The organism is Dactylosporangium sp. NPDC000521 (assembly GCF_042898305.1).
Taxonomy (GTDB): Bacteria; Actinomycetota; Actinomycetes; order Mycobacteriales; family Micromonosporaceae; genus Dactylosporangium.
The window spans coordinates 44,255-62,694 of sequence record NZ_JBIAYW010000039.1 but is presented as its reverse complement, the minus strand read 5'-3'; the positions used below and the strand labels follow the sequence as shown (position 1 = coordinate 62,694).

Annotated in this window: 13 protein-coding genes; 5 read left to right on the top strand and 8 right to left on the bottom strand. The window is 72.1% G+C overall.

The window, feature by feature from the left end:
• Window positions 1-111: 111 nt before the first annotated feature.
• On the bottom strand, window positions 112-1,275 hold the full coding sequence (locus ACFY3L_RS52435; protein ID WP_389342754.1) for a glycoside hydrolase family 26 protein: 1,164 nt from the start codon (window positions 1,273-1,275) through the stop codon (window positions 112-114).
• 90 nt (window positions 1,276-1,365) lie between these two features.
• Window positions 1,366-1,998: a uracil phosphoribosyltransferase gene (gene upp, locus ACFY3L_RS52430; RefSeq protein ID WP_389342751.1), complete on the bottom strand. Its 633-nt coding sequence runs from the start codon at window positions 1,996-1,998 to the stop codon at window positions 1,366-1,368.
• A 24-nt stretch (window positions 1,999-2,022) separates the two neighbouring features.
• Between upp and deoC the strand changes: the two genes are divergently transcribed.
• The 5 genes from deoC (at window position 2,023) to ACFY3L_RS52405 (ending at window position 10,324) form a co-directional block, all read left to right on the top strand.
• Complete coding sequence (deoC, locus tag ACFY3L_RS52425; RefSeq protein ID WP_344503830.1) at window positions 2,023-2,958, top strand: deoxyribose-phosphate aldolase; 936 nt, start codon at window positions 2,023-2,025, stop codon at window positions 2,956-2,958.
• 4 nt (window positions 2,959-2,962) lie between these two features.
• On the top strand, window positions 2,963-4,393 hold the full coding sequence (locus ACFY3L_RS52420) for an aldehyde dehydrogenase family protein (RefSeq protein ID WP_389342748.1): 1,431 nt from the start codon (window positions 2,963-2,965) through the stop codon (window positions 4,391-4,393).
• Window positions 4,383-5,258 (top strand): aldehyde dehydrogenase family protein, encoded by an 876-nt coding sequence (locus ACFY3L_RS52415; protein WP_389342745.1) that lies wholly within the window; start codon window positions 4,383-4,385, stop codon window positions 5,256-5,258. Before ACFY3L_RS52420 ends, ACFY3L_RS52415 begins: the two co-directional genes overlap by 11 nt.
• A 91-nt stretch (window positions 5,259-5,349) precedes the next feature.
• On the top strand, window positions 5,350-6,543 hold the full coding sequence (locus ACFY3L_RS52410; RefSeq protein ID WP_389342742.1) for a DNA primase: 1,194 nt from the start codon (window positions 5,350-5,352) through the stop codon (window positions 6,541-6,543).
• 235 nt (window positions 6,544-6,778) lie between these two features.
• Window positions 6,779-10,324, top strand: coding sequence for a hypothetical protein (locus ACFY3L_RS52405; RefSeq protein ID WP_389342739.1), 3,546 nt, complete (start codon window positions 6,779-6,781; stop codon window positions 10,322-10,324).
• Between the two features lie 249 nt (window positions 10,325-10,573).
• Here the strand turns inward: ACFY3L_RS52405 and ACFY3L_RS52400 are convergent, their stop codons facing one another.
• The 6 genes from ACFY3L_RS52400 to ACFY3L_RS52375 form a co-directional block, all read right to left on the bottom strand.
• Window positions 10,574-11,008: a hypothetical protein gene (locus tag ACFY3L_RS52400; protein WP_389342736.1), complete on the bottom strand. Its 435-nt coding sequence runs from the start codon at window positions 11,006-11,008 to the stop codon at window positions 10,574-10,576.
• Window positions 11,009-12,158: 1,150 nt separating this feature from the next.
• A complete protein-coding gene (locus ACFY3L_RS52395) occupies window positions 12,159-12,761 on the bottom strand; it encodes an ATP/GTP-binding protein (protein ID WP_203848113.1) in 603 nt (200 codons plus the stop codon).
• Entirely contained in the window at window positions 12,742-13,119 is a 378-nt protein-coding gene (locus tag ACFY3L_RS52390; RefSeq protein ID WP_033358337.1) for a DUF742 domain-containing protein, read from the bottom strand. Before ACFY3L_RS52390 ends, ACFY3L_RS52395 begins: the two co-directional genes overlap by 20 nt.
• Before the next feature lie 92 nt (window positions 13,120-13,211).
• The gene (locus tag ACFY3L_RS52385; RefSeq protein ID WP_389342733.1) at window positions 13,212-13,616 is read right to left on the bottom strand and encodes a roadblock/LC7 domain-containing protein; all 405 of its coding nucleotides are present in this window, start codon (window positions 13,614-13,616) and stop codon (window positions 13,212-13,214) included.
• Window positions 13,613-17,119, bottom strand: a complete 3,507-nt coding sequence (locus tag ACFY3L_RS52380) for a nitrate- and nitrite sensing domain-containing protein (protein ID WP_389342730.1) — start codon at window positions 17,117-17,119, stop codon at window positions 13,613-13,615. The genes ACFY3L_RS52385 and ACFY3L_RS52380 overlap by 4 nt, the downstream gene beginning before the upstream one ends.
• A gap of 246 nt (window positions 17,120-17,365) precedes the next feature.
• A complete protein-coding gene (locus ACFY3L_RS52375; RefSeq protein ID WP_389342727.1) occupies window positions 17,366-18,436 on the bottom strand; it encodes an adenosine deaminase in 1,071 nt (356 codons plus the stop codon).
• Between the last annotated feature and the right edge of the window lie 4 nt (window positions 18,437-18,440).

The following is an 18,440-nucleotide window of genomic DNA, read 5'->3' as shown; positions in this document are numbered from 1 at the left end:
CCCAGAAGAAGCCCTCGACTGCGCCTGCGGCCTCTACCTCAACAGCCCCACCGCCTGGCTCACACCCCCGACGAATTAACGCGGTGCTGCACTAGGTCACCGAGAAGAGGCCTATAGGGTCACCGAGAAGACCGTCGACGAGGCCAGCTTCTGGAACTCCCGCAGGGCCGCCTGGGAGCTGTCCGGCCGCGTGTCGCCCTTGGGGGCGTTCGGCGAGTCGAAGTAGACGAGGGCCTTGATCGCGGGGAACCGTCCGAGCTGCTGGCGGACCGTCGAGTAGATCCATGCCTTCTGCGCGGGGTCGGCGGCGTGCTCGTACACACCCCACTCAGCGATCATGAGTGGCTTGTTGCCGTGGGTGCGGGTGACCCAGGTGTAGAAGCCGGGCCACTTCGCCGGGTCGGACGTGCGGTCGACCAGGTACGCGAAGTCGCCGTGGCCGTAGCCGCCGGGCTTGGCGAAGAGGTACGGATCCATGCCGACCCAGTCGACGACGTCGTCCCCCGGGTACAGGTCGCCGAACCACGGCTGCACGCACCACGGCTCGTACGCCATGTAGACCATGACGAAGACGACGTTGGTGACGCCGGCGGCGCGCAGGCGCAGGACGGTGTGCCGGAACATGGCGGCGTAGTCGCGGGCGGTCATGCCGCCGCCGGCACGCACGTCGTTCTCCGGCTCGTGGTGCAGGGCGACGAACAGCTTGCCCGGAAACGCCTTCAGCCTGGCGGCGGCGCGGTCGATGCGGTCGTCCTGCCCGCCGGCGGCGACGTCGGCCCAGGTGCTGCCCCAGGCGACCTTCCAGTTGGCGAAGAGGATCCGTTTGCGCGACTGCCGCACGACGGCGATCTCGTCGGCGGTCGGCCAGACCTCGTCGCCGCGGTGGTAGGAGTGCAGGATGTCGGCGGGGCGGCCGGTGGTGCGCTCGAAGTTGGCGAGGGCCTGCGACGACGACAGGTCGGTGAAGGCGCCGGGCGCCACGCCCCACAGCAGGCCGCAGCCGGGCACCAGCTTGGCGCTGAGCGCGCAGCGGTTGGCTTCGGCGGCCTTCGAGACGGGCGGCTTGCTCGAAGGGGCCGGCTTGCCTGCCGTCGAGGGCGGCACCGCGCCGAGGCCGGCCTTGTCGGCGTTTTGCGGCGTCTGTACCGATGCCGCCCGCGGCTCGGGTCGCCTGACGGCCGTGGCGGCGAGCGCGCCGGAGCCGACGAGGACCCCGACCGTGACGGCGACGGCGAGGACTGGATGGGTGCGCAGGAACGAGCGTCGGTGCTTCATCGCCGGTCACCGTAGGCCGACGCTCAGCCCTTGGGGCAATGCCTGACCAGCGGGAATCCCCCGATCCGGCGACGAGACTTAAGGCGCGCCTCAGAAACGGGGCATGCCGCCGAACTGCCGGTCGCCCGCGTCGCCGAGGCCCGGGACGATGTACATCCGCTCGTTGAGCTTCTCGTCGATCGAGGCGGTGACGAGCCGGATCGGCAGGCCCGAGTCGGCGAGCCGCTCGATGCCGGCGGGCGCGGCGAGGACGCACAGGACGGTGATGTCGGTCGCGCCCCGGTCGACGAGCAGCCGCACGCAGTGCTCCAGGGAGCCGCCGGTGGCGAGCATCGGGTCGAGGACGAGCACCGGGATGCCCTTGAGGTCACCGGGCAGCGACTCCATGTAGGCGCGCGGCTCGAAGGTCTCCTCGTCGCGGGCCAGCCCGACGAACCCCATCGACGACTCGGGCAGCAGGGCGAGGGCCGAGTCGGCCATGCCGAGGCCGGCCCGCAGGACCGGCACCAGCAGCGGCGGGTTGGCCAGGCGGGTGCCCTCGGCCAGGGCGACCGGCGTCTGCACCGGGAACTGCTCGGTGGCGAACGACCGGGCGGCCTCATACACCAGCATCGTGGTGAGCTCGTGCAGCGCGGCGCGGAACTGCCCGTTGTCGGTCCGTTCGTCACGCATCGCGGTCAGTCGCGACTTGGCCAGGGGGTGATCCACCACGAGTACGTCCACAGGGACTGAGCTTAGACTCAGGCCATGACCCTCACCGCCGAGGTCGCGCGCTCAGAAGGCGCCTTGCGGACCTTCCTGCACGGTTTGCCCGGAGTCGACCAGGTCGGCGCGGAGCAGCGCGCCGCCATGCTGGGCACCCGGTCGATCAAGACGACGGCGAAGGCGCAGGCGCTCGACCTGGCGATCCGTATGGTGGACCTGACCACGCTCGAAGGCTCCGACACCCCCGGCAAGGTCCGGGCGCTGTGCGCGAAGGCCGTCCGGCCCGACCCCGCCGACCCGACGTGCCCCAGCGCCGCCGCGATCTGCGTGTACCCGTCGATGATCGCCGTCGCCGCCGAGGCGCTGCGCGGCAGCGGGGTGCACCTGGCGAGCGTCGCGACCGCGTTCCCGTCGGGGCAGGCGCCGCTGGAGGTCAAGCTCGCCGACACCCGCGCCGCGGTCGCCGACGGCGCCGACGAGATCGACATGGTGATCAAGCGGGGCGCGTTCCTCGCCGGGCGGTACGCGGAGGTCCACGACGAGATCGTGGCGATCAAGGAGGCGTGCGGCGACGCGCACCTCAAGGTCATCCTGGAGACCGGGGAGCTGGCGACGCTCGACAACGTGCGGCGTGCCTCCTGGCTGGCGATGCTGGCCGGCGCCGACTTCATCAAGACCTCGACCGGCAAGATCCAGCCGGCCGCGACGATGCCGGTGACACTGGTCATGCTGGAGGCCGTCCGCGACTTCCGGGCCGCGACCGGCCGGACCATCGGCGTGAAGCCCGCCGGCGGCATCCGCACCGCCAAGGACGCGATCAAGTACCTGGTCATGGTCAACGAGACCGCCGGCCCCGACTGGCTTGACCCCGACCTCTTCCGCTTCGGCGCCTCCACGCTGCTCAACGACCTGCTCATGCAGCGCACCAAGCTCGCCACCGGCCACTACTCGGGCCCCGACTACTTCACCTTGGACTAGGGCGATGGACTTTCAGTACGCACCCGCGCCGGAGTCACACTCGGTCGTCGACATCCGGTCCTCCTACGGCCTGTTCATCAACGGCGCCTTCGTCGACGGGCGGGGCGAGTCGTTCAAGTCGGTCAACCCGGCCACCGAGGAGGCCCTGGCGGACATCTCGGCCGCCGACGCGTCGGACGTGGATGACGCGGTGCGAGCCGCGCGGCACGCCTTCGACACGGTGTGGGGCCCGATGCCCGGGCGCGAGCGCGCCAAGTACCTCTTCCGCATCGCCCGGATCATCCAGGAGCGGGCCCGGGAGCTGGCGGTGCTCGAGTCCCTCGACAACGGCAAGCCGATCCGGGAGTCGCGCGACGTCGACGTCCCCCTCGTCGCCGCTCACTTCTTCTACTACGCGGGCTGGGCCGACAAGCTGCCCTACGCCGGGTTCGGGCCCGACCCGCGGCCGCTCGGCGTCGCCGCACAGGTCATCCCGTGGAACTTTCCGTTGTTGATGTTGGCGTGGAAAATCGCGCCGGCGCTCGCCGCGGGCAACACGGTCGTGCTGAAGCCGGCCGAGACGACGCCGCTGACGGCGCTGCTCTTCGCCGAGATCTGCCAGCAGGCGGACCTGCCGCCGGGCGTGGTCAACATCGTCACCGGCGCCGGCGACACCGGCCGGCTGCTGGTCGAGCACGACGGCGTCGACAAGGTGGCCTTCACCGGCTCGACCGAGGTCGGGCGGGCCATCGCCCGGGCCGTCGCCGGCACCCGTAAGCGGCTCACCCTGGAGCTCGGCGGCAAGGCGGCCAACATCGTCTTCGACGACGCGGCCGTCGACCAGGCGGTCGAGGGCGTCGTCAACGGCATCTTCTTCAACCAGGGGCACGTCTGCTGCGCCGGCTCCCGCCTCCTGCTGCAGGAGTCCATCGCCTCGGACTTCCTCGACGCGCTGAAGCGGCGGATGGCGCAGCTGCGGGTCGGCGACCCGCTGGACAAGAACACCGACGTCGGCGCGATCAACTCCTCCGCGCAGCTGGCCCGGATCCGGCAGCTGTCGCAGATCGGCGAGGACGAGGGCGCGCAGCGCTGGTCGGCGCCGTGCGAGCTGCCCGACCGCGGCTTCTGGTTCGCCCCGACGATCTTCACCGGCGTCACGCAGGCGCACCGGATCGCCCGCGAGGAGATCTTCGGGCCCGTGCTGTCGGTGCTCACGTTCCGTACCCCGGACGAGGCCGTCGAGAAGGCCAACAACACTCCATACGGCCTGTCCGCCGGGGTCTGGACGGAGAAGGGGTCGCGGATCCTGCACGTCGCGGACCGGCTCCGGGCCGGCGTGGTGTGGGCCAACACGTTCAACAAGTTCGACCCGACGTCACCCTTCGGCGGCTACAAGGAGTCCGGCTACGGCCGCGAGGGCGGCCGTCACGGGCTGGAGGCCTACCTTGAGCACTGAGTCCCCGGCGCGTCTCGCCGTGCGCAAGACGTACAAGCTCTACATCGGCGGCGCGTTCCCCCGCAGCGAGTCCGGGAGGTCCTACCAGGTGCACTCCGCCTCCGGCGACTTCCTCGCCAACGCCGCGCTCGGCTCCCGCAAGGACGCCCGCGACGCGGTCAAGGCGGCCCGCGCGGCGGCCGGCAAGTGGGCCGGCGCGACCGCCTACAACCGCGGCCAGATCCTGTACCGGGTCGCCGAGATGCTCGAAGGCCGCCACGACCAGTTCGTGAGCGAGGTGAAGGCCGCCGAGGGCGGGTCGCGCAAGGAGGCCGCCGCGCAGGTGGACGCCGCGATCGACCGCTGGGTCTGGTACGCGGGCTGGTCGGACAAGATCGCGCAGATCCACGGCGGGGCCAACCCGGTCGCCGGGCCGTACTTCAACCTGTCCGCGCCGGAGCCGACCGGTGTCGTCGCCGTCGTGGCGCCCGCCGCCTCGTCGCTGCTGGGCCTGGTCAGCGTGATCGCGCCGGCGATCGTGACCGGCAACACCGTCGTGGTGGTCGCCTCCACCGACCGGCCGCTGCCGGCGGTCACGCTCACCGAGGTCCTCGCCACCTCCGACCTGCCCGGCGGGGTCGTCAACGTGCTCACCGGGAAGGTCGCGGAGATCGCGCCGTGGCTGGCGGCCCACATGGACGTCAACGCCGTCGATCTCACGGGTGTGACGGACGCCACGCTCGCGCAAGAATTGGAAGTAGCGGCGGCGGAGAACCTCAAACGAGTGATCCGACCTGCGGACCCGGACTGGACGGCCGATCCGGGGGTGTCCCGCATGGTGGCCCTACTGGAGATCAAGACGGTCTGGCACCCCAAGGGGGTCTGACCGTCGCCAACCGGGCACACTAGGGTGTTTGTGCGCGAGGCCATCTCAGTGAGCAGTGTGCCCGCACGCCGAGCCGACTACGGAGGTCACAGTGGCCCGCCAGTCTTCCCGTCCGTCCTCATCACGTCCGGCGTCGTCGCGCCCAGCGGCAGCGAAGAAGAGCACGCCGGCACCCGCCGTCACCGAGCCTGAGGTCGCGGACACGACCGAGACGGCCGACGTCATCGACGACGCCGACGCGGTCGAGGCGCTTGAGGCCGCTGAGGACGACGAGGTCGAGGCGCTGTCCGACGAGGCCGACGACCTCGACGAGTCCGACGCCGACCTCGACGAGGAGGAGGGCGGCAAGGAGCGCTCCGCGCAGGCCGACGCGATGTGGGAGGACGTCAACGTCCAGCCCGTCGAGATCGCGCTGCCCAAGGGCGTGGGCTACACGCTGCGGGCCTACCGGCTGTCGACCGAGCTGACGCCGACCGAGGTGGACGAGGAGGAGGACGACTTCGCGATCCTCCACCGTCGCGAGGCGGACGTCGACGAGGACGAGGTGATCATCCTCGACGAGCACGCGGAGCTGTTCGCCGAGGAGGAGCCCGCGCCGGCCGCGCTCGACAAGAAGCTCGACAAGAAGAAGGCCAAGGGCGATTCGGACTCCGACGACGAGGACGACGTCCTCGCCAAGGACAAGTCCGACGATTCGGACGAGGATTCGGACGAAGACGAGGACGAGGACGAGGCCGGCGAGGCCGACGTCATCGCCGACGAGGCCTCCGAGGAGGAGGACGAGGACGAGGAGGAGCCCGAGGAGGTTCCCGCGTTCCTCGGCCACCGCGGCAAGCTGCTGCTCTTCCGCAGTGTCGAAGGGCTCGTCGAGTTCGTGAAGTCCGACGCGGAGCACGACCTGTGCCAGCTCGACACCTGGAGCAGCCTGAAGACCCGGATCACCGCGTCGTCGGTGGTGCCGAAGGACGAGGACCGCTACGAGCTGGACCTCGTCGTGGAGAACCTCCGCGGCGGCCAGGACGCGTGGGACGCCGACCTGCTGATCGCGGCCGGCGAGGTGGCCCGTGACCTCGCGTACTCGCTGCGGCTCGAGCCGGTCCGCACCGCCCTCGCCCCCGGCTCCCCGCTCGACGACCTCGACGAGGCGCTGCGCGCGGCCGAGGGTGGCGGCGTCAGCGGCTTCTTCGCCAAGCGGCGGCTCAAGAAAATCGGGGCACAACAGGCAGCGCTCGGCTGGCGGACCATTATTGGCAAGATTTCTGCCGCCACGGACTGGCGTGATTGATTTGTGACCGACAGGATCTAAGCCGTGGGCATTTTGGCACGGCGGGCAAGACCCGACCTTTGACCGGACGGGTGGCAGCGGTGCGCGACGATCAGCCGAGAGCGGCATTCAACCGAAACGGCTGATCGCGTCACCCGCCCGCAACCTGTTTAGTAGAGGTCGTTCAGTTTGACCTGCGGCAACACACGGCGGGGCGCCGGGACACGTCCCCGCCGACGTGGTGAAAGCTCAACTGATGTCCCGAGAGGAGGACGACGCGGTGGCGCTCGTTCGGGTGTACTGCGGTCTGGCGTCGGCTGATCTCGCCGAGCCGCAGTCAGGCTCCGACATCTGGTTGACCGTCGCGGTCGTCGACGACGCCGGCCGACTCATCGACATCTGCGAGGTGAGCGACGACGCCGGCGGCTACGCCGAGCTCAGCGCGCTGCTCGCACAGCGCTCCGGCGGGCAGTCCGCCGTCGCGGTCGCGGCCGAGAGCGACGACCACGTCGTCACCCAGCTGCTCACCGCCGCCGGGCGCAACCTCGCCTTCACCGACGACGACTCGGCCGACGACTACGCCGAGCGCTTCGCCGACGACGAGTCGCCGGAGGAGATCCAGTCCAACGCCGCCGAGCGCCGCGCCGTGGGCCTCGCCCGCGCGCTGCAGGCCGGTGTCCTCTCCGCCGTCGGGCAGTCCCCGCCGCGCGACATGCTGCCGCTCAAGCCGGTCCTCGCCGCGCACGCCGCGGTCGTGTCCGGCCGCCAGAGCGCCGCGGCGACGCTGCGCGAGGTGCTCCGCGAGCTGTACCCGGCCGCGCTGCGCGCCTACCCGGACCCCGCCGAGGCCATCCCGCTGGCGATCCTCGACGCGCTGCCGGAGCCCGGCATCCTCGGCGGTGGCGCCGCCGGCCGTACCCGCGACGCCCAGGTCGCCAACGAGCTCGCCGCGAGCGGCGTGGCCGACGCCGACACGCTCGGCGAGGCCATCACCGCGCTGCGGGTCGCGATCGCCGAGACCCCCCGCCGCACCGGTGTCAACCGGGCACTCACCGCCGCGGTCGCCGAGACCATCCGTCAGTCGGTCGCCGCCGTCCGTGCCTGCGACGCCGCGGCCGCCTCGCTCGTCGGCGTCCTCGCCGACAAGATGAGCCCGTCGCGCCTGCCCGGCCGCCAGCGCACCGGTTCGCCGCTGACCCCGGTCGTGCCGCTGCGCACCGCGCCGGCCGCACCTGCCGCGGGGCCGGTCTCCGCTCCCGGCTCGCACGGCGCCGTCGCCGCTGTCGGGCAGGACGCCGCGCCGACCCGCAGCCGGGTCGCCGCCCGGGCCGCCGAGGCCGCCCGCGCCGCCGAGTCGAGCGCCGCCAAGGCCGCGCCGGCCGCGTTCGGCGCCCAGCCGGCGACGACCGGTCGCACCAACGCCGCACAGGCGACCGGTGGCCGCCGCCGCGCCCAGGCCGCACCCGCGCAGGCCCAGCCGCCGGCCGTCTCCGCGCCGCCGGCCGCGTCAGTGCCCTCCGCCCCGCCGTCGGTTCCCGGGTATCAGCCCGCGGTCGCCTCCTTCGGGCAGCCGGTGCCGTCGGCCCCGCCGTCGGTGACCTCGACGCCGCCCGGCTTCAGCCAGCAGGTCGCGTCGGCCCCGCCGGCCTACGGGCAGCCCGTCACCTCCACGCCGCCCGGCTTCAGCGTCGCGCCGCCGCAGGGGGTCACGTCGACGCCGCCCGCGTACGGGGTGCCGTCCACTCCTCCCGCGTACGGCGTGTCGTCGACGCCGCCCGCGTACGGGGTCCCGTCGACGCCACCGTCGTCCGGGGTCACCTCGACGCCGCCCGCGTACGGGGTCACCTCCACGCCACCGGCGTACGGGGTCGCGTCGACGCCGCCCGGGTACCAGCCGCCGGCCGCGCCGCCCGGCTACACGCCGACCTTCCCGGGCGCGTTCGAGGGCCCGGGCAACGCAGCGCCGACGCCGCCGTTCCAGCCGGCCGCCTACCAGCCGCCGACGCCGACCTACGCGCCCGCGCCGCCGATCCCCCCGACGTTCCAGCAGCAGCCGGTCCCGGCGTCGATGCAGTCGATCCCGGTCCCGCTGCAGCCGGCGCCGCCGCAGCCCGTGCCGGTCGCGCCCCTGCCCGTCGCGCCCGCCCCGGTCGCACCGCCGCCGGTCGCCCCGGCCCCGGTGATCCCGCCGCCGGCCGCGAGCGAGCAGCCCACGTTCGCGTCGCTCATGCCGACGCCACCGCCGGACATCGCCCCGCTGCTGGCCGACACAGGCTTCGACTTCACCCGCCCCTCCTCCGCGCCGCCGGCGGCGGCCGCTCAGGAGAGCGACAGCGGCTCGATCCGGCTCAGCGACCTCAGCGCGCTCGGCGAGCCGCCGACGCTGGACCCCGGCACGCCCGCGCCCGGTTCGCGGAGCGGCTGGCCGCTGGGCGGCCCGGACACCAGCGACGCGTTCGACGGCGATCCGCTGAACATGACGACGTCGGCGTTCGCGACGGAGAGCACGCCTTCCCCGTCGTCCTTCTCCTCCGATCTGAGCAGCCTGCCGCGGCTGAGCGACATCCCGAAGCCGCCGGCCGAGCTGGAGGCCGAGGACGACTTCGGCTCCCGTTCCTCGCGCTCCTCCCGCGGGTCGCGCGCCGAGCGGTCCGAGCACTCCGAGCTGCTGAACCGCTCGGAGCTGAGCCGGTCCGAGCGCAACCGCGCCGACCGCAACCGCTCCGACCGGGACCCGCTCAACCGCTCCGACCTGTCGGCCTCTTCGGACGTCGAGGCCGAGACCGCGGCGGAGCCGACGCGTGGGCGGCGCGCCAGTCGTACCGACGACGCAACGGCCACTGGAAGGTCGGAAGGCCGCAGGTCGGCACGGGCCGAGGAGGCCGCCGCGGCCACGCCTCGCGCTTCCCGCACGGAGATCCCCAGGTCGGAACGGGCGCGGACCGAGATCCCGCGGTCCGAGCGGGCCCGCACCGAGATCCCCCGCAGCGAGCGCTCCCGGGCCGAACGCCCCGTCGAGCTGCCCCGTCAGCGCGAGGGTCGCGTCCCGCCCCCGTGGCAGACCGGCGACCTGCCGGCCGAGCCTGCCGGGCTCCGCCTGGTCGAGCCGGCCCCCGTGCCGGACCCGGCGCTCACCGGCTACTCCGACGAGCTCAGCGGGGAGTACAGCGGAGAGTTCCGCTTCGAGCCGCCCGCGCTGCGCCTCGTCGAGGACCGGCCCGCCGAGCGGGCCACGGCTCGCAGCAGCGGCACCGGCGCCGGCCGTAGCCGCCGCGCCGCGGCCGCCGAGGCGTCCGCGCTGGCTTCGAGTTCGGCCGCGACCTCGACCTCGAAGTCCGACGAGGCGGACGGTGACCTGTTGATATTCGCCGCGGCTCGCTCCGCGTGGTTCACCGACTGGGACGCCGACAGCGAGTCGGAGACCCCGGCCGAGCGCCCCGCGGTCAGCTGGGAGAACCAGAACGACTCCGCCTGGCGCGCCGCCGAGCTGGCCAGCCAGCCGAAGCTCGGCGACGAGACCTCCACGGGGCTGCCGCGGCGCGTGCCGCAGCAGAACCTGGTGCCCGGCTCTCCCGTCAACGCCCCGGAGCGCCCGCTCCGCATCGTCCGCGACGCGGCGCAGATCGCGGCGCACACGACCGGCTACTTCCGCGGGTGGCGCCGGGGCCAGGAGGTCGGCGGCTTCTCCGTCGGCGGCCGCCCGGGCCGCGAGGCGGCCGGCGGCTGGGACTTCAGCCGCGAACGCGAGGCCGGCCGCGACTACCAGGACCGCGAGTTCGAGTACCGCTCGGCCCGCCGCTGACCCTTCCAGGCAATTGGGGCCGTCCCTTTTGGGGCGGCCCTTTGCTTTGCCCGCGTTGGTCGCTGTACGTGACGCGACGACTGCTGAACGTCGACTTCGCGGGGTGCCGGTGGCGCCGGGTCGCGGACTGCCGGGAGAATGAGGGGGTCTCAGATCGAAGGTGAGCCTTCGATCTCCGCCAGGGAGGTTCGGGTATGACTTGCGGGCGTGCGGACGCTCCAGGACCCGTCAGGGCCGTCTTACGGCGGGTCACTGATCGGAGGGATAGAGGGCGACCTGTGCGCGGGGCACGCGCGACTGCACCCAGAGGCCGTCCTCGTCGGGTCCGCCCGTGAGATCGAGTTGGATGAGGGTGCCCCCCAGGTCCAGGAACGACGCACCGTCGACCTCTCGGAGGAGGAGGCCCCGCAGGATGACGTGGTCCCCATCACCGATCGCCGCCGGCACCTCGGCGGGCCTGACGTTGCCGAGCCAGGTGAGCGGAGCGTCAACCTCCCACTCCACGTCATAGGCCCCCGCCGCCGCGCCGGCCGCGTGATAGGACCCCGCCGCCGCGCCGGCCGCCCCGGCCCACTGCACCGCGACGCCGCCGACGGCGGTCCGGACCTCTGCCACCGGCAGCGAACTCCGCCCGGCCCGCCGCAACCCCTCCACCGTCACCAACGCACCGATCAGCATGCCCACCGCCGGCGACCCCGGTTCCCGACCCGGGCCGTCCGCCGTCACACCGCTGGAGGGCTTCTTGAACCCTGCCCTCAACGACCAACGGGACGGACCCGGCCGCCATCACGACCCCGGTCGTTCGGTCACCGGGCGGACGGACACCTGCCATGGGATACAGCGTCCGGTGACGCGACGGTGGGACCGCGGCCGTCGACCGGTCCCGCGCGGCCCCGTCCAGGCTGCGATCCAGGCCGATGCCGCGGCGTCGTCTGTGCGCACCGGCATGGGCGCGGCGTCGCTCGTCGACCGGACCACCGCACCTCGTCCCCGTGCCATCGAGCCCCTGCACTCCCCCGTGCCATCGAGCCCCTGCACTCCCCCGTGCCATCGAGCCCCTGCACTCCCCTGTCCATCGAGCCCTGCACTCGCCCGTCCACCGAGCCACCACACAACCCCGCCACCGGGTCCCAAGTTGCCGCGCGACCGGGCGACAACCCGGCCCGGCCACCGAGCCGCCGCGTCACCAGACGACCGTCTGCCAAACCGCCAGCCGCACACGACTCCGTCCACCAAGCCGCCCGGCGACCGTACGACCAGGCGGCCGAGCCACCGCACGACCGAGCACCACATGACCCCGCCCACCAGGCCGTCGTGCGGCCTGTCCACCAAGCCGTCGTGTCGCTGCCCGACCGAGCCGCCACACGACCCGCCGACCAGGCCATCACGTGACCCGCCTACCAAGCCGACCAGCCACCGCCCGGCCTGCCCACGACACCGCCCAGCTACCGCACGACCAGGCGACCGGGCCCCAGCTCGCCAGGCCGCTCAGCCACCCGCAAGCTCGACCACCGAGCAACCCAGCAACCGCACGACCCCGCCCACCAATCCACCGAGCCACCGCGCGAGCCCTGCCGCCAGGCCGTCACGCGACCCGCCCACCAAGTCATCGGGGCGCCGCGCGAGCCGAGTTGGCACACGGCCCGTCCATCCGGTCGTCACGTGACCTGTCCGCCAGGCTCGCTCAGCCATCGCGGGTGGGCGGCGGAGTCACTGCTCGCGTGGTCCGGCTACCGGGGGCGTGAGCTGGCCGGAAAATGGCGCGCGCACCGTGGCCGCCCTGCTGAGGAGGCGGCGACGGTGCGCGGCGAGGTGCGAGAGAGGGGGTGGTGCGTTACGCGGGGGCGGTGGCCCGGGTGCGGCGCATCGAGAGGACGTATTCGACGAGAGAGATGAGGACGTTCTTCGTCGACTCGCGCGAGCGGGCGTCGCACGAGACGACCGGGACGTCGCTGGAGATGGCGAGCGCCTCGCGGACGTCGTCGGCGTTGTGGTACTGCACGCCGTCGAAGCAGTTGATCGCGACGAGGTACGGCAGGCGCCGGTGCTCGAAGAAGTCGATCGCGGCGAAACAGTCGGCGAGGCGCCGGGTGTCCACCATGACGACAGCGCCGATGGCGCCCCGGACCAGTTCGTCCCACATGAACCAGAAGCGGGTCTGGCCCGGGGTGCCGAACAGGTACAGGATCAGATCACGGTCGATCGAGATACGACCGAAGTCCATCGCGACCGTGGTCGTCGTCTTGCCGGGGACATTGCGGGTGTCATCCACACCGACGCCGGCGGACGTCATGATGGCCTCGGTGGTCAGCGGCGTGATCTCCGAGACCGAGCCGACCAGTGTGGTCTTGCCCACGCCGAACCCTCCGGCGATGACGATCTTCGCTGACGTGACCCGCCCTGGGCGGACTGCCACGTCAGAGCCTCCGAAGTCCACTCAGCACCCTCTCAAGCAGTTCTGTGCCCACCGACTCGTTTTCGTCGAGCGAGGTCGGCTCGTACACCGCGACGAGACCGTCGGCAGCCATGTCCGCCACGATGACCCGCGCGACACCCAGCGGAAGCTGCATGCGCGCCGCGATCTCAGCGAGAGACTGCAAGCGACCGTCGCAAAGCGTTGAAATGTATTGCTGTTCTTGTCCGTGAGCGCCGCCCGGCCGAGAGTTGGCCGCGCGACCTCGCACGGTGGTCTCGACCAGCGCCTCGATCGCGATGTCCAGCTTGGGCCGGGTGCGACCTCGGGTGACGGCGTACGGCCTGACCAACGCGCCGGTTGGTTCATCGCGTTCGGCCATGGTCGCCGTTCACCTCCTCACTCGTCGGGCCTCGTCAACAGCGTCAACAGTTATTGCGTCATGCGCTAAAGCGGAAAGCACCTAGTTCAGTTTCAGCCGAGCATCGATGCTGCCGGCCGGGGTGGCGGCGTCAATGCGTCACCGACCCGGTCGACCAGCAGCGCCATTTCGTAGCCGACCTGACCGACGTCGCACGCCCGGGCCGCGAGGACCGCGAACGAGGAGCCGTCGGAGATCGACATGAGGAAAAGGAAGCCGTTGTCCATCTCGACGACGGTCTGCAGCACCGCCCCGCCCTCGAAGCAGCGGGAGGCGCCCTGCGTGAGGCTCACCAAACCGGAAGCGATCGCGGCGAGCTGGTCGCCACGGTCGCGCGGCAGGTCACGAGAGGCGGCCAGCAGCAGACCGTCCGCCGAGACGGCTACCGCGTGGGCGACGCCTGGCACCCGGTCTGCGAAATTGGCAAGTAGCCAACCGAGATCCTGCGTAGATGTCATGCCTCTTGCTCCTTGCCAACCTGCGAGTTTTGAGGCCCGGCCGAAGTGGGCTCCGGGGTTTTCGAGTCGTCGGACCGGGTGCGGCCGCGCTGAACGCCTCGGTGGTACGCGGACAACAGACCACGCACGGACTCCGGCGTGCGCCGGTGGACCGTGGCGGGGTTCTTTTCCACCCCGCCCGGGACCAGTTGCGCTTGCGGCACGCGTTTTGGCAAACCCGTGTCGGTCTTCGCAAATTCCTGCTCCTGGGCGAGTGCGGCGGCCGCCTGCCATCCTTCGTCTGCCGCAGTCTGCCAGTTTACCGCCGAACCGCCGGATGCCCGGTCGGCCGAACCTCGCGAAGCTTCACCCGGAACCCGGGTTTCAAATCGCTGCGGAGGCACGTATGCCGTGTCGCTGTAGGTCACCTCGACCGGCCGCGTCGAAGCGCCGCTGGACGCCGGAGCCGGCGGCGCGACAGGGGCGGCCGGAGCGGCGGCGACGGGCTCGTCGTCGAAGGTCGGGCGCTTGCTGGTGCTCTGGAACCAGGCCGACTCCAGCTCGCGGAAGATCGGCAGCTCCATCGTCTCGTCGACGAAGCGCTGGCGGGAGTCGACGGCGTCGCCGTCGGAGGTCGCCGGGTCCCAGTCGAGCCGGACCCGCGGGATCTCCGCCGTCATGTCCACCGGCGCGTACGGCTCAGCGGAAGCGGAAGGAGCAGCGGCAGCGGCGGGCGCCGGAGCGGGCGGCTGCGCGGCGAACCGATCGGACTGCTGCTGAGGCGCCGACGAGACCGGCGGCCAGGCGGGCGGTGCCGCCGCGGCCGGGGGCGGCGGGCCACCGGCGGCGTACGCCGCGGGGGCCTCGTAGCCGTGCGGGCCCGGCGCCTCGGGGCGCTGCCGCGGGATCTGGCCGCTGGGCTCTTCCTCAGCGACCTCGCCCTCGACGGTCCAGTTCTCGTTGGCGCGGCGCTGCGGCAGCGGGCTGAGGTCGCCGGGCGTCCGGCTCTCCTCGGCCTGCCCGCCACCCACACCGGTCAGGTCCGACCAGGCGGGCAGGCTGCGACCGGCACCGGGGCCCTGCTGGGCCGGCGGGCGGGGGCCGAAGCCACCGTCACGCGGACCGGGATCGCGCGGGTCGATGCGGGGGAAGGCGCCGCTGGGACCGCCGGCGAAGCTGTCACGCGGGGGCGGGCCGGCGGCGTTCGCACCACCGAAGCCGTCGTGGAACGCGGCGGGAGGCGTCTCGCGGCGCGGCGCGGCGCCGTTGGCGAAGCCGTTGACCGTCGGCCGCTCACCGGTGTGCGGGCCGGAGCCGAAGAGGCCGCTGCTGGTGAGCGTGCCGAAGCGCGGACCGCCGCCGTTGCCGCCGCCCGGGCCGCCCACGGCCGCCGGCCCGCTCTCCAGGGCGAGCGGCGAGGCGAGCGGGGAGCGCGGCGCGGGCGTCGACGGGATCGGCCGGGCCTGGACCATGTCGTTGGGGCCGACGGCAGGCATGCCGGCGGTCGGCATGCCTGCGTTGGCGCGGCCGGACAGGGCCCGCGGCACGAGGACGCCGGCGGGCAGCGTCATGTCGGCGATGGTGCCGCGCTCGCGCGCGGCCCGCAGCTCGACCTTGACGCCGTGCCGGGCGGCCAGCCGGGCGACCACGACGAGGCCCATCATCCGGGAGACGGCGACGTCGACCATCGGAGGGTTGGCGAGGCGGTCGTTGAGCTCGTTGAGCTGCTCGGGCGAGACGCCGATGCCGTGGTCCTCGACCAGCAGGACGGCGCGGTCGCCGACGCGGCGGGCCTCCACGATGACCGCGGAGTCCGGCGGGGAGAAGGCGGTCGCGTTGTCGAGCAGCTCGGCGACCAGGTGGACCATGTCGTTGACCGAGTGGGCCGCGATCTCGATGTCCCGGTCGATCATGCCGAACTCGATGCGCGTGTAGTGCTCGACCTCGGACTGCGCGGCGCGGAGCACGTCCATGAGCGGCGCGGGCTCGCGCTGGATACGGGTCGAGTCGGCACCGGCGAGGACCAGGAGGTTCTCGTCGTTACGGCGCATCCGGGTGGCGAGGTGGTCGAGCTGGAAGAGCTCGGCCAGCCGGTCCGGGTCCTCCTCGCCGCGCTCCAGCCGGTCGAGGTGACCGATGAGCCGGTCGACCAGGATCTGGGAGCGGCGGGCGAGGTTGACGAACATCGTCGCGACGCTGGCCCGCAGCGCGGCCTGCTCGGCGGCGGTGCGGACGGCTTCGAGGTGGACGGCGTTGAACGCCTCGGCCACCTGGCCGAACTCGTCGCGGCTGCGGACCGGTAGTGGCTCGGCGATCTGCAGGGCCAGCTGGTGCGGCGACATCTGACCGGCCAGGGCCGGGTCGCGCAGCCGCTGCACGGCCTGGGGCAGCCCGTACTGCGCGACGGTCAGCGCGCCGTGGCGCAGCTCCCGCAGCGAGCGGGCCATGGACCGGGCCACGATCCAGGCGAAGAGGATGGCCAGCAGCAGCATGCCGAGCAGGGCACCGGCGGTGACGAGCACCTGGCGCTGCAGGTCGTTGCGGTGCGCGGTGGCGTCCTCGATGTTGTGCTCGTCGAACTCGACCTCGATGCCGCGCAGCAGGTTGGCCTTGTTGACCATCGAGTTGTCCCACGCCGCGGTGTCGAACAGATCGGCCGGCAGGGTCTCGGTGGTGAGCGGGGTGAGCTGGCCCTCGAACTTCGCGGCCTCACGCAGGTCGGAGCCGGCGATCTTCTTGTCGAAGAGGTCGCGGTGCCACGCCTCGGAGACGACCCGGAACTGCTCCTCGGCCTGCTCCTGACCGTTGAGCGCGGCCTCGAACTCCTTGCGCAGCTGCGGCGTGAACGCCCTGCTCGTCAGGACCCGCAGCACGACGACCCGCTCGAGGGAGACCTGCTCCTTCATCTCGGAGATCGCGGCGGCGGCGCGCATGTCGGCGCCGAGGGTCGGGTTGTTGGACAGTTCGGCCGCGGAGTCGCGGATGCTCAGCAGGTCGTCGATCAGCGTCCGGTACCGGCTGACGACGGTGCTGGCGAGGATGTCCTTGCCGCCGTCGGTGATCTGCTTTCGCATCCCCGGCAGGTCGAGCAGCTGGGTGTCGATCGAGGCGAGCTGCTTGCGGAAGTCCTCGGGCGGGTCGGCGAGGCCGGACCGGGTGAGCCGGTAGTCCTTGCTCGCGTCCTCGGTCTTCTGGATCTGGCGTTCGAAGGTGGCGCGGGCCGCGACGTTGCCGTCCTTGTCGAGCACGCCGAGCAGCAGTGCGGCGTTGGCGCGCTCGCTCTGCAGCTCGTGCACGAGCGACGAGGCCTTGGCCGACAGCCCCGACAGGGTGCGGGCGCGGTCGGCGTCGTTGGCGTCACCGATGTTGTCGACAAGACCGTTGGTGCCGACCACGATCGTCGCGATGATCGGGACGATCATGATCAGGCCGAGCTTGGACCAGATCGGCAGGTCTCGGAGCCGGCCCACCGGGAGACGCAGACGCGACGAGACCGGCTCCCGCGTCGTTGGCCGTTTGCTCACTTCACCGCCCTCCGAACCGGGGCCTTGTGAATCAGCAGGCACCCGCGACCGGCCGACCCTACTGGGCCGAACCTCCGAGATTCCACCATGTCCCGTCGCAAGAAGAAAGCCCAGGCCTCCCGCTAGCCGTTATGTTCCGCATGAAGAAAAAAGTCCGTTTGACGGCAGGTTCAGCCGATCATCCCCTTACGCTGGGCGATTTACCCGATGCACGCAGATGATGACGGCTGACAAATATGGACGAAACTACGACATCAACTTCGCGTAAGCGGGCTTGATCACGTCGTTGATCAACGCCAGTCGCTCGTCAAACGGAATGAAGGCACTCTTCATCGCATTCACCGTGAACCACTGCAATTCGGACCACCCGTAGCCGAAGGCCTCGACCAGCAGCGCCATCTCGCGGCTCATCGAGGTGCCGCTCATCAGCCGGTTGTCGGTGTTGACCGTGACCCTGAAGCGCAGGTCGCGCAGCAGCCCGATCGGGTGCTCCCGGATCGAGGCGGCGGCGCCGGTCTGGACGTTGGACGACGGGCAGAGCTCGAGCGGGATGCGCTTGTCCCGCACGTACGCCGCGAGCCGGCCGAGGGAGTTGTCGGCTGCGACGTCGTCGACGATGCGCACCCCGTGCCCGAGCCGGTCGGCGCCGCACCACTGGATCGCCTGCCAGATCGACGGCAGCCCGAACGCCTCGCCGGCGTGGATGGTGAAATGCGAGTTCTCGCGCTGGAGGTATTCGAAGGCGTCCAGGTGCCGGGTGGGCGGGAACCCGGCCTCCGCACCGGCGATGTCGAAGCCGACCACGCCCGCGTCGCGGTACTGCACCGACAGCTCGGCGATCTCCATCGAGCGGGCGGCGTGCCGCATCGCGGTCAGCAGCGTGCCGACCCGGATCGGCGTGCCGGCGGCCGCCGCCTCGGCGGAGCCCTCGCGGAAGCCGTCGAGGACCGCCTCCACCACCTCGGCCAGGGCGAGCCCCTGGGCGAGGTGCTGCTCCGGCGCGAAGCGCACCTCGGCATAGACCACGCCGTCGGCGGCGAGATCCAGGGCACACTCCCGGGCGACCCTGACCAGGGACTCCCGGGTCTGCATCACGGCGACCGTGTGGGCGAAGGTCTCCAGATAGCGCTCCAGCGAACCGGAGTCGGCCGCCGCGACGAACCACTCCGCCAGGCCCTCGGGGGTCGCGGCCGGCAGCTCGTGGCCGATTCCGGCGGCGAGGTCGAGGATGGTGGCGGGGCGCAGGCCGCCGTCGAGGTGGTCGTGGAGAAGGGCTTTCGGCGCGCGACGGATCTCGTCGTAGGTGGGTGCAACCATGGAA

What these genes read in the sequence shown, in the direction of transcription:
- ACFY3L_RS52405 (WP_389342739.1), top strand. Translation starts at nt 6,779, where the DNA reads ATGTCCCGAGAGGAGGACGACGCGGTGGCGCTCGTTCGGGTGTACTGC.
- ACFY3L_RS52390 (WP_033358337.1), bottom strand. Translation starts at nt 13,119, where the DNA reads ATGGCCGAACGCGATGAACCAACCGGCGCGTTGGTCAGGCCGTACGCC.
- ACFY3L_RS52435 (WP_389342754.1), bottom strand. Translation starts at nt 1,275, where the DNA reads ATGAAGCACCGACGCTCGTTCCTGCGCACCCATCCAGTCCTCGCCGTC.
- ACFY3L_RS52375 (WP_389342727.1), bottom strand. Translation starts at nt 18,436, where the DNA reads ATGGTTGCACCCACCTACGACGAGATCCGTCGCGCGCCGAAAGCCCTT.
- ACFY3L_RS52385 (WP_389342733.1), bottom strand. Translation starts at nt 13,616, where the DNA reads ATGACATCTACGCAGGATCTCGGTTGGCTACTTGCCAATTTCGCAGAC.
- ACFY3L_RS52420 (WP_389342748.1), top strand. Translation starts at nt 2,963, where the DNA reads ATGGACTTTCAGTACGCACCCGCGCCGGAGTCACACTCGGTCGTCGAC.
- deoC (WP_344503830.1), top strand. Translation starts at nt 2,023, where the DNA reads ATGACCCTCACCGCCGAGGTCGCGCGCTCAGAAGGCGCCTTGCGGACC.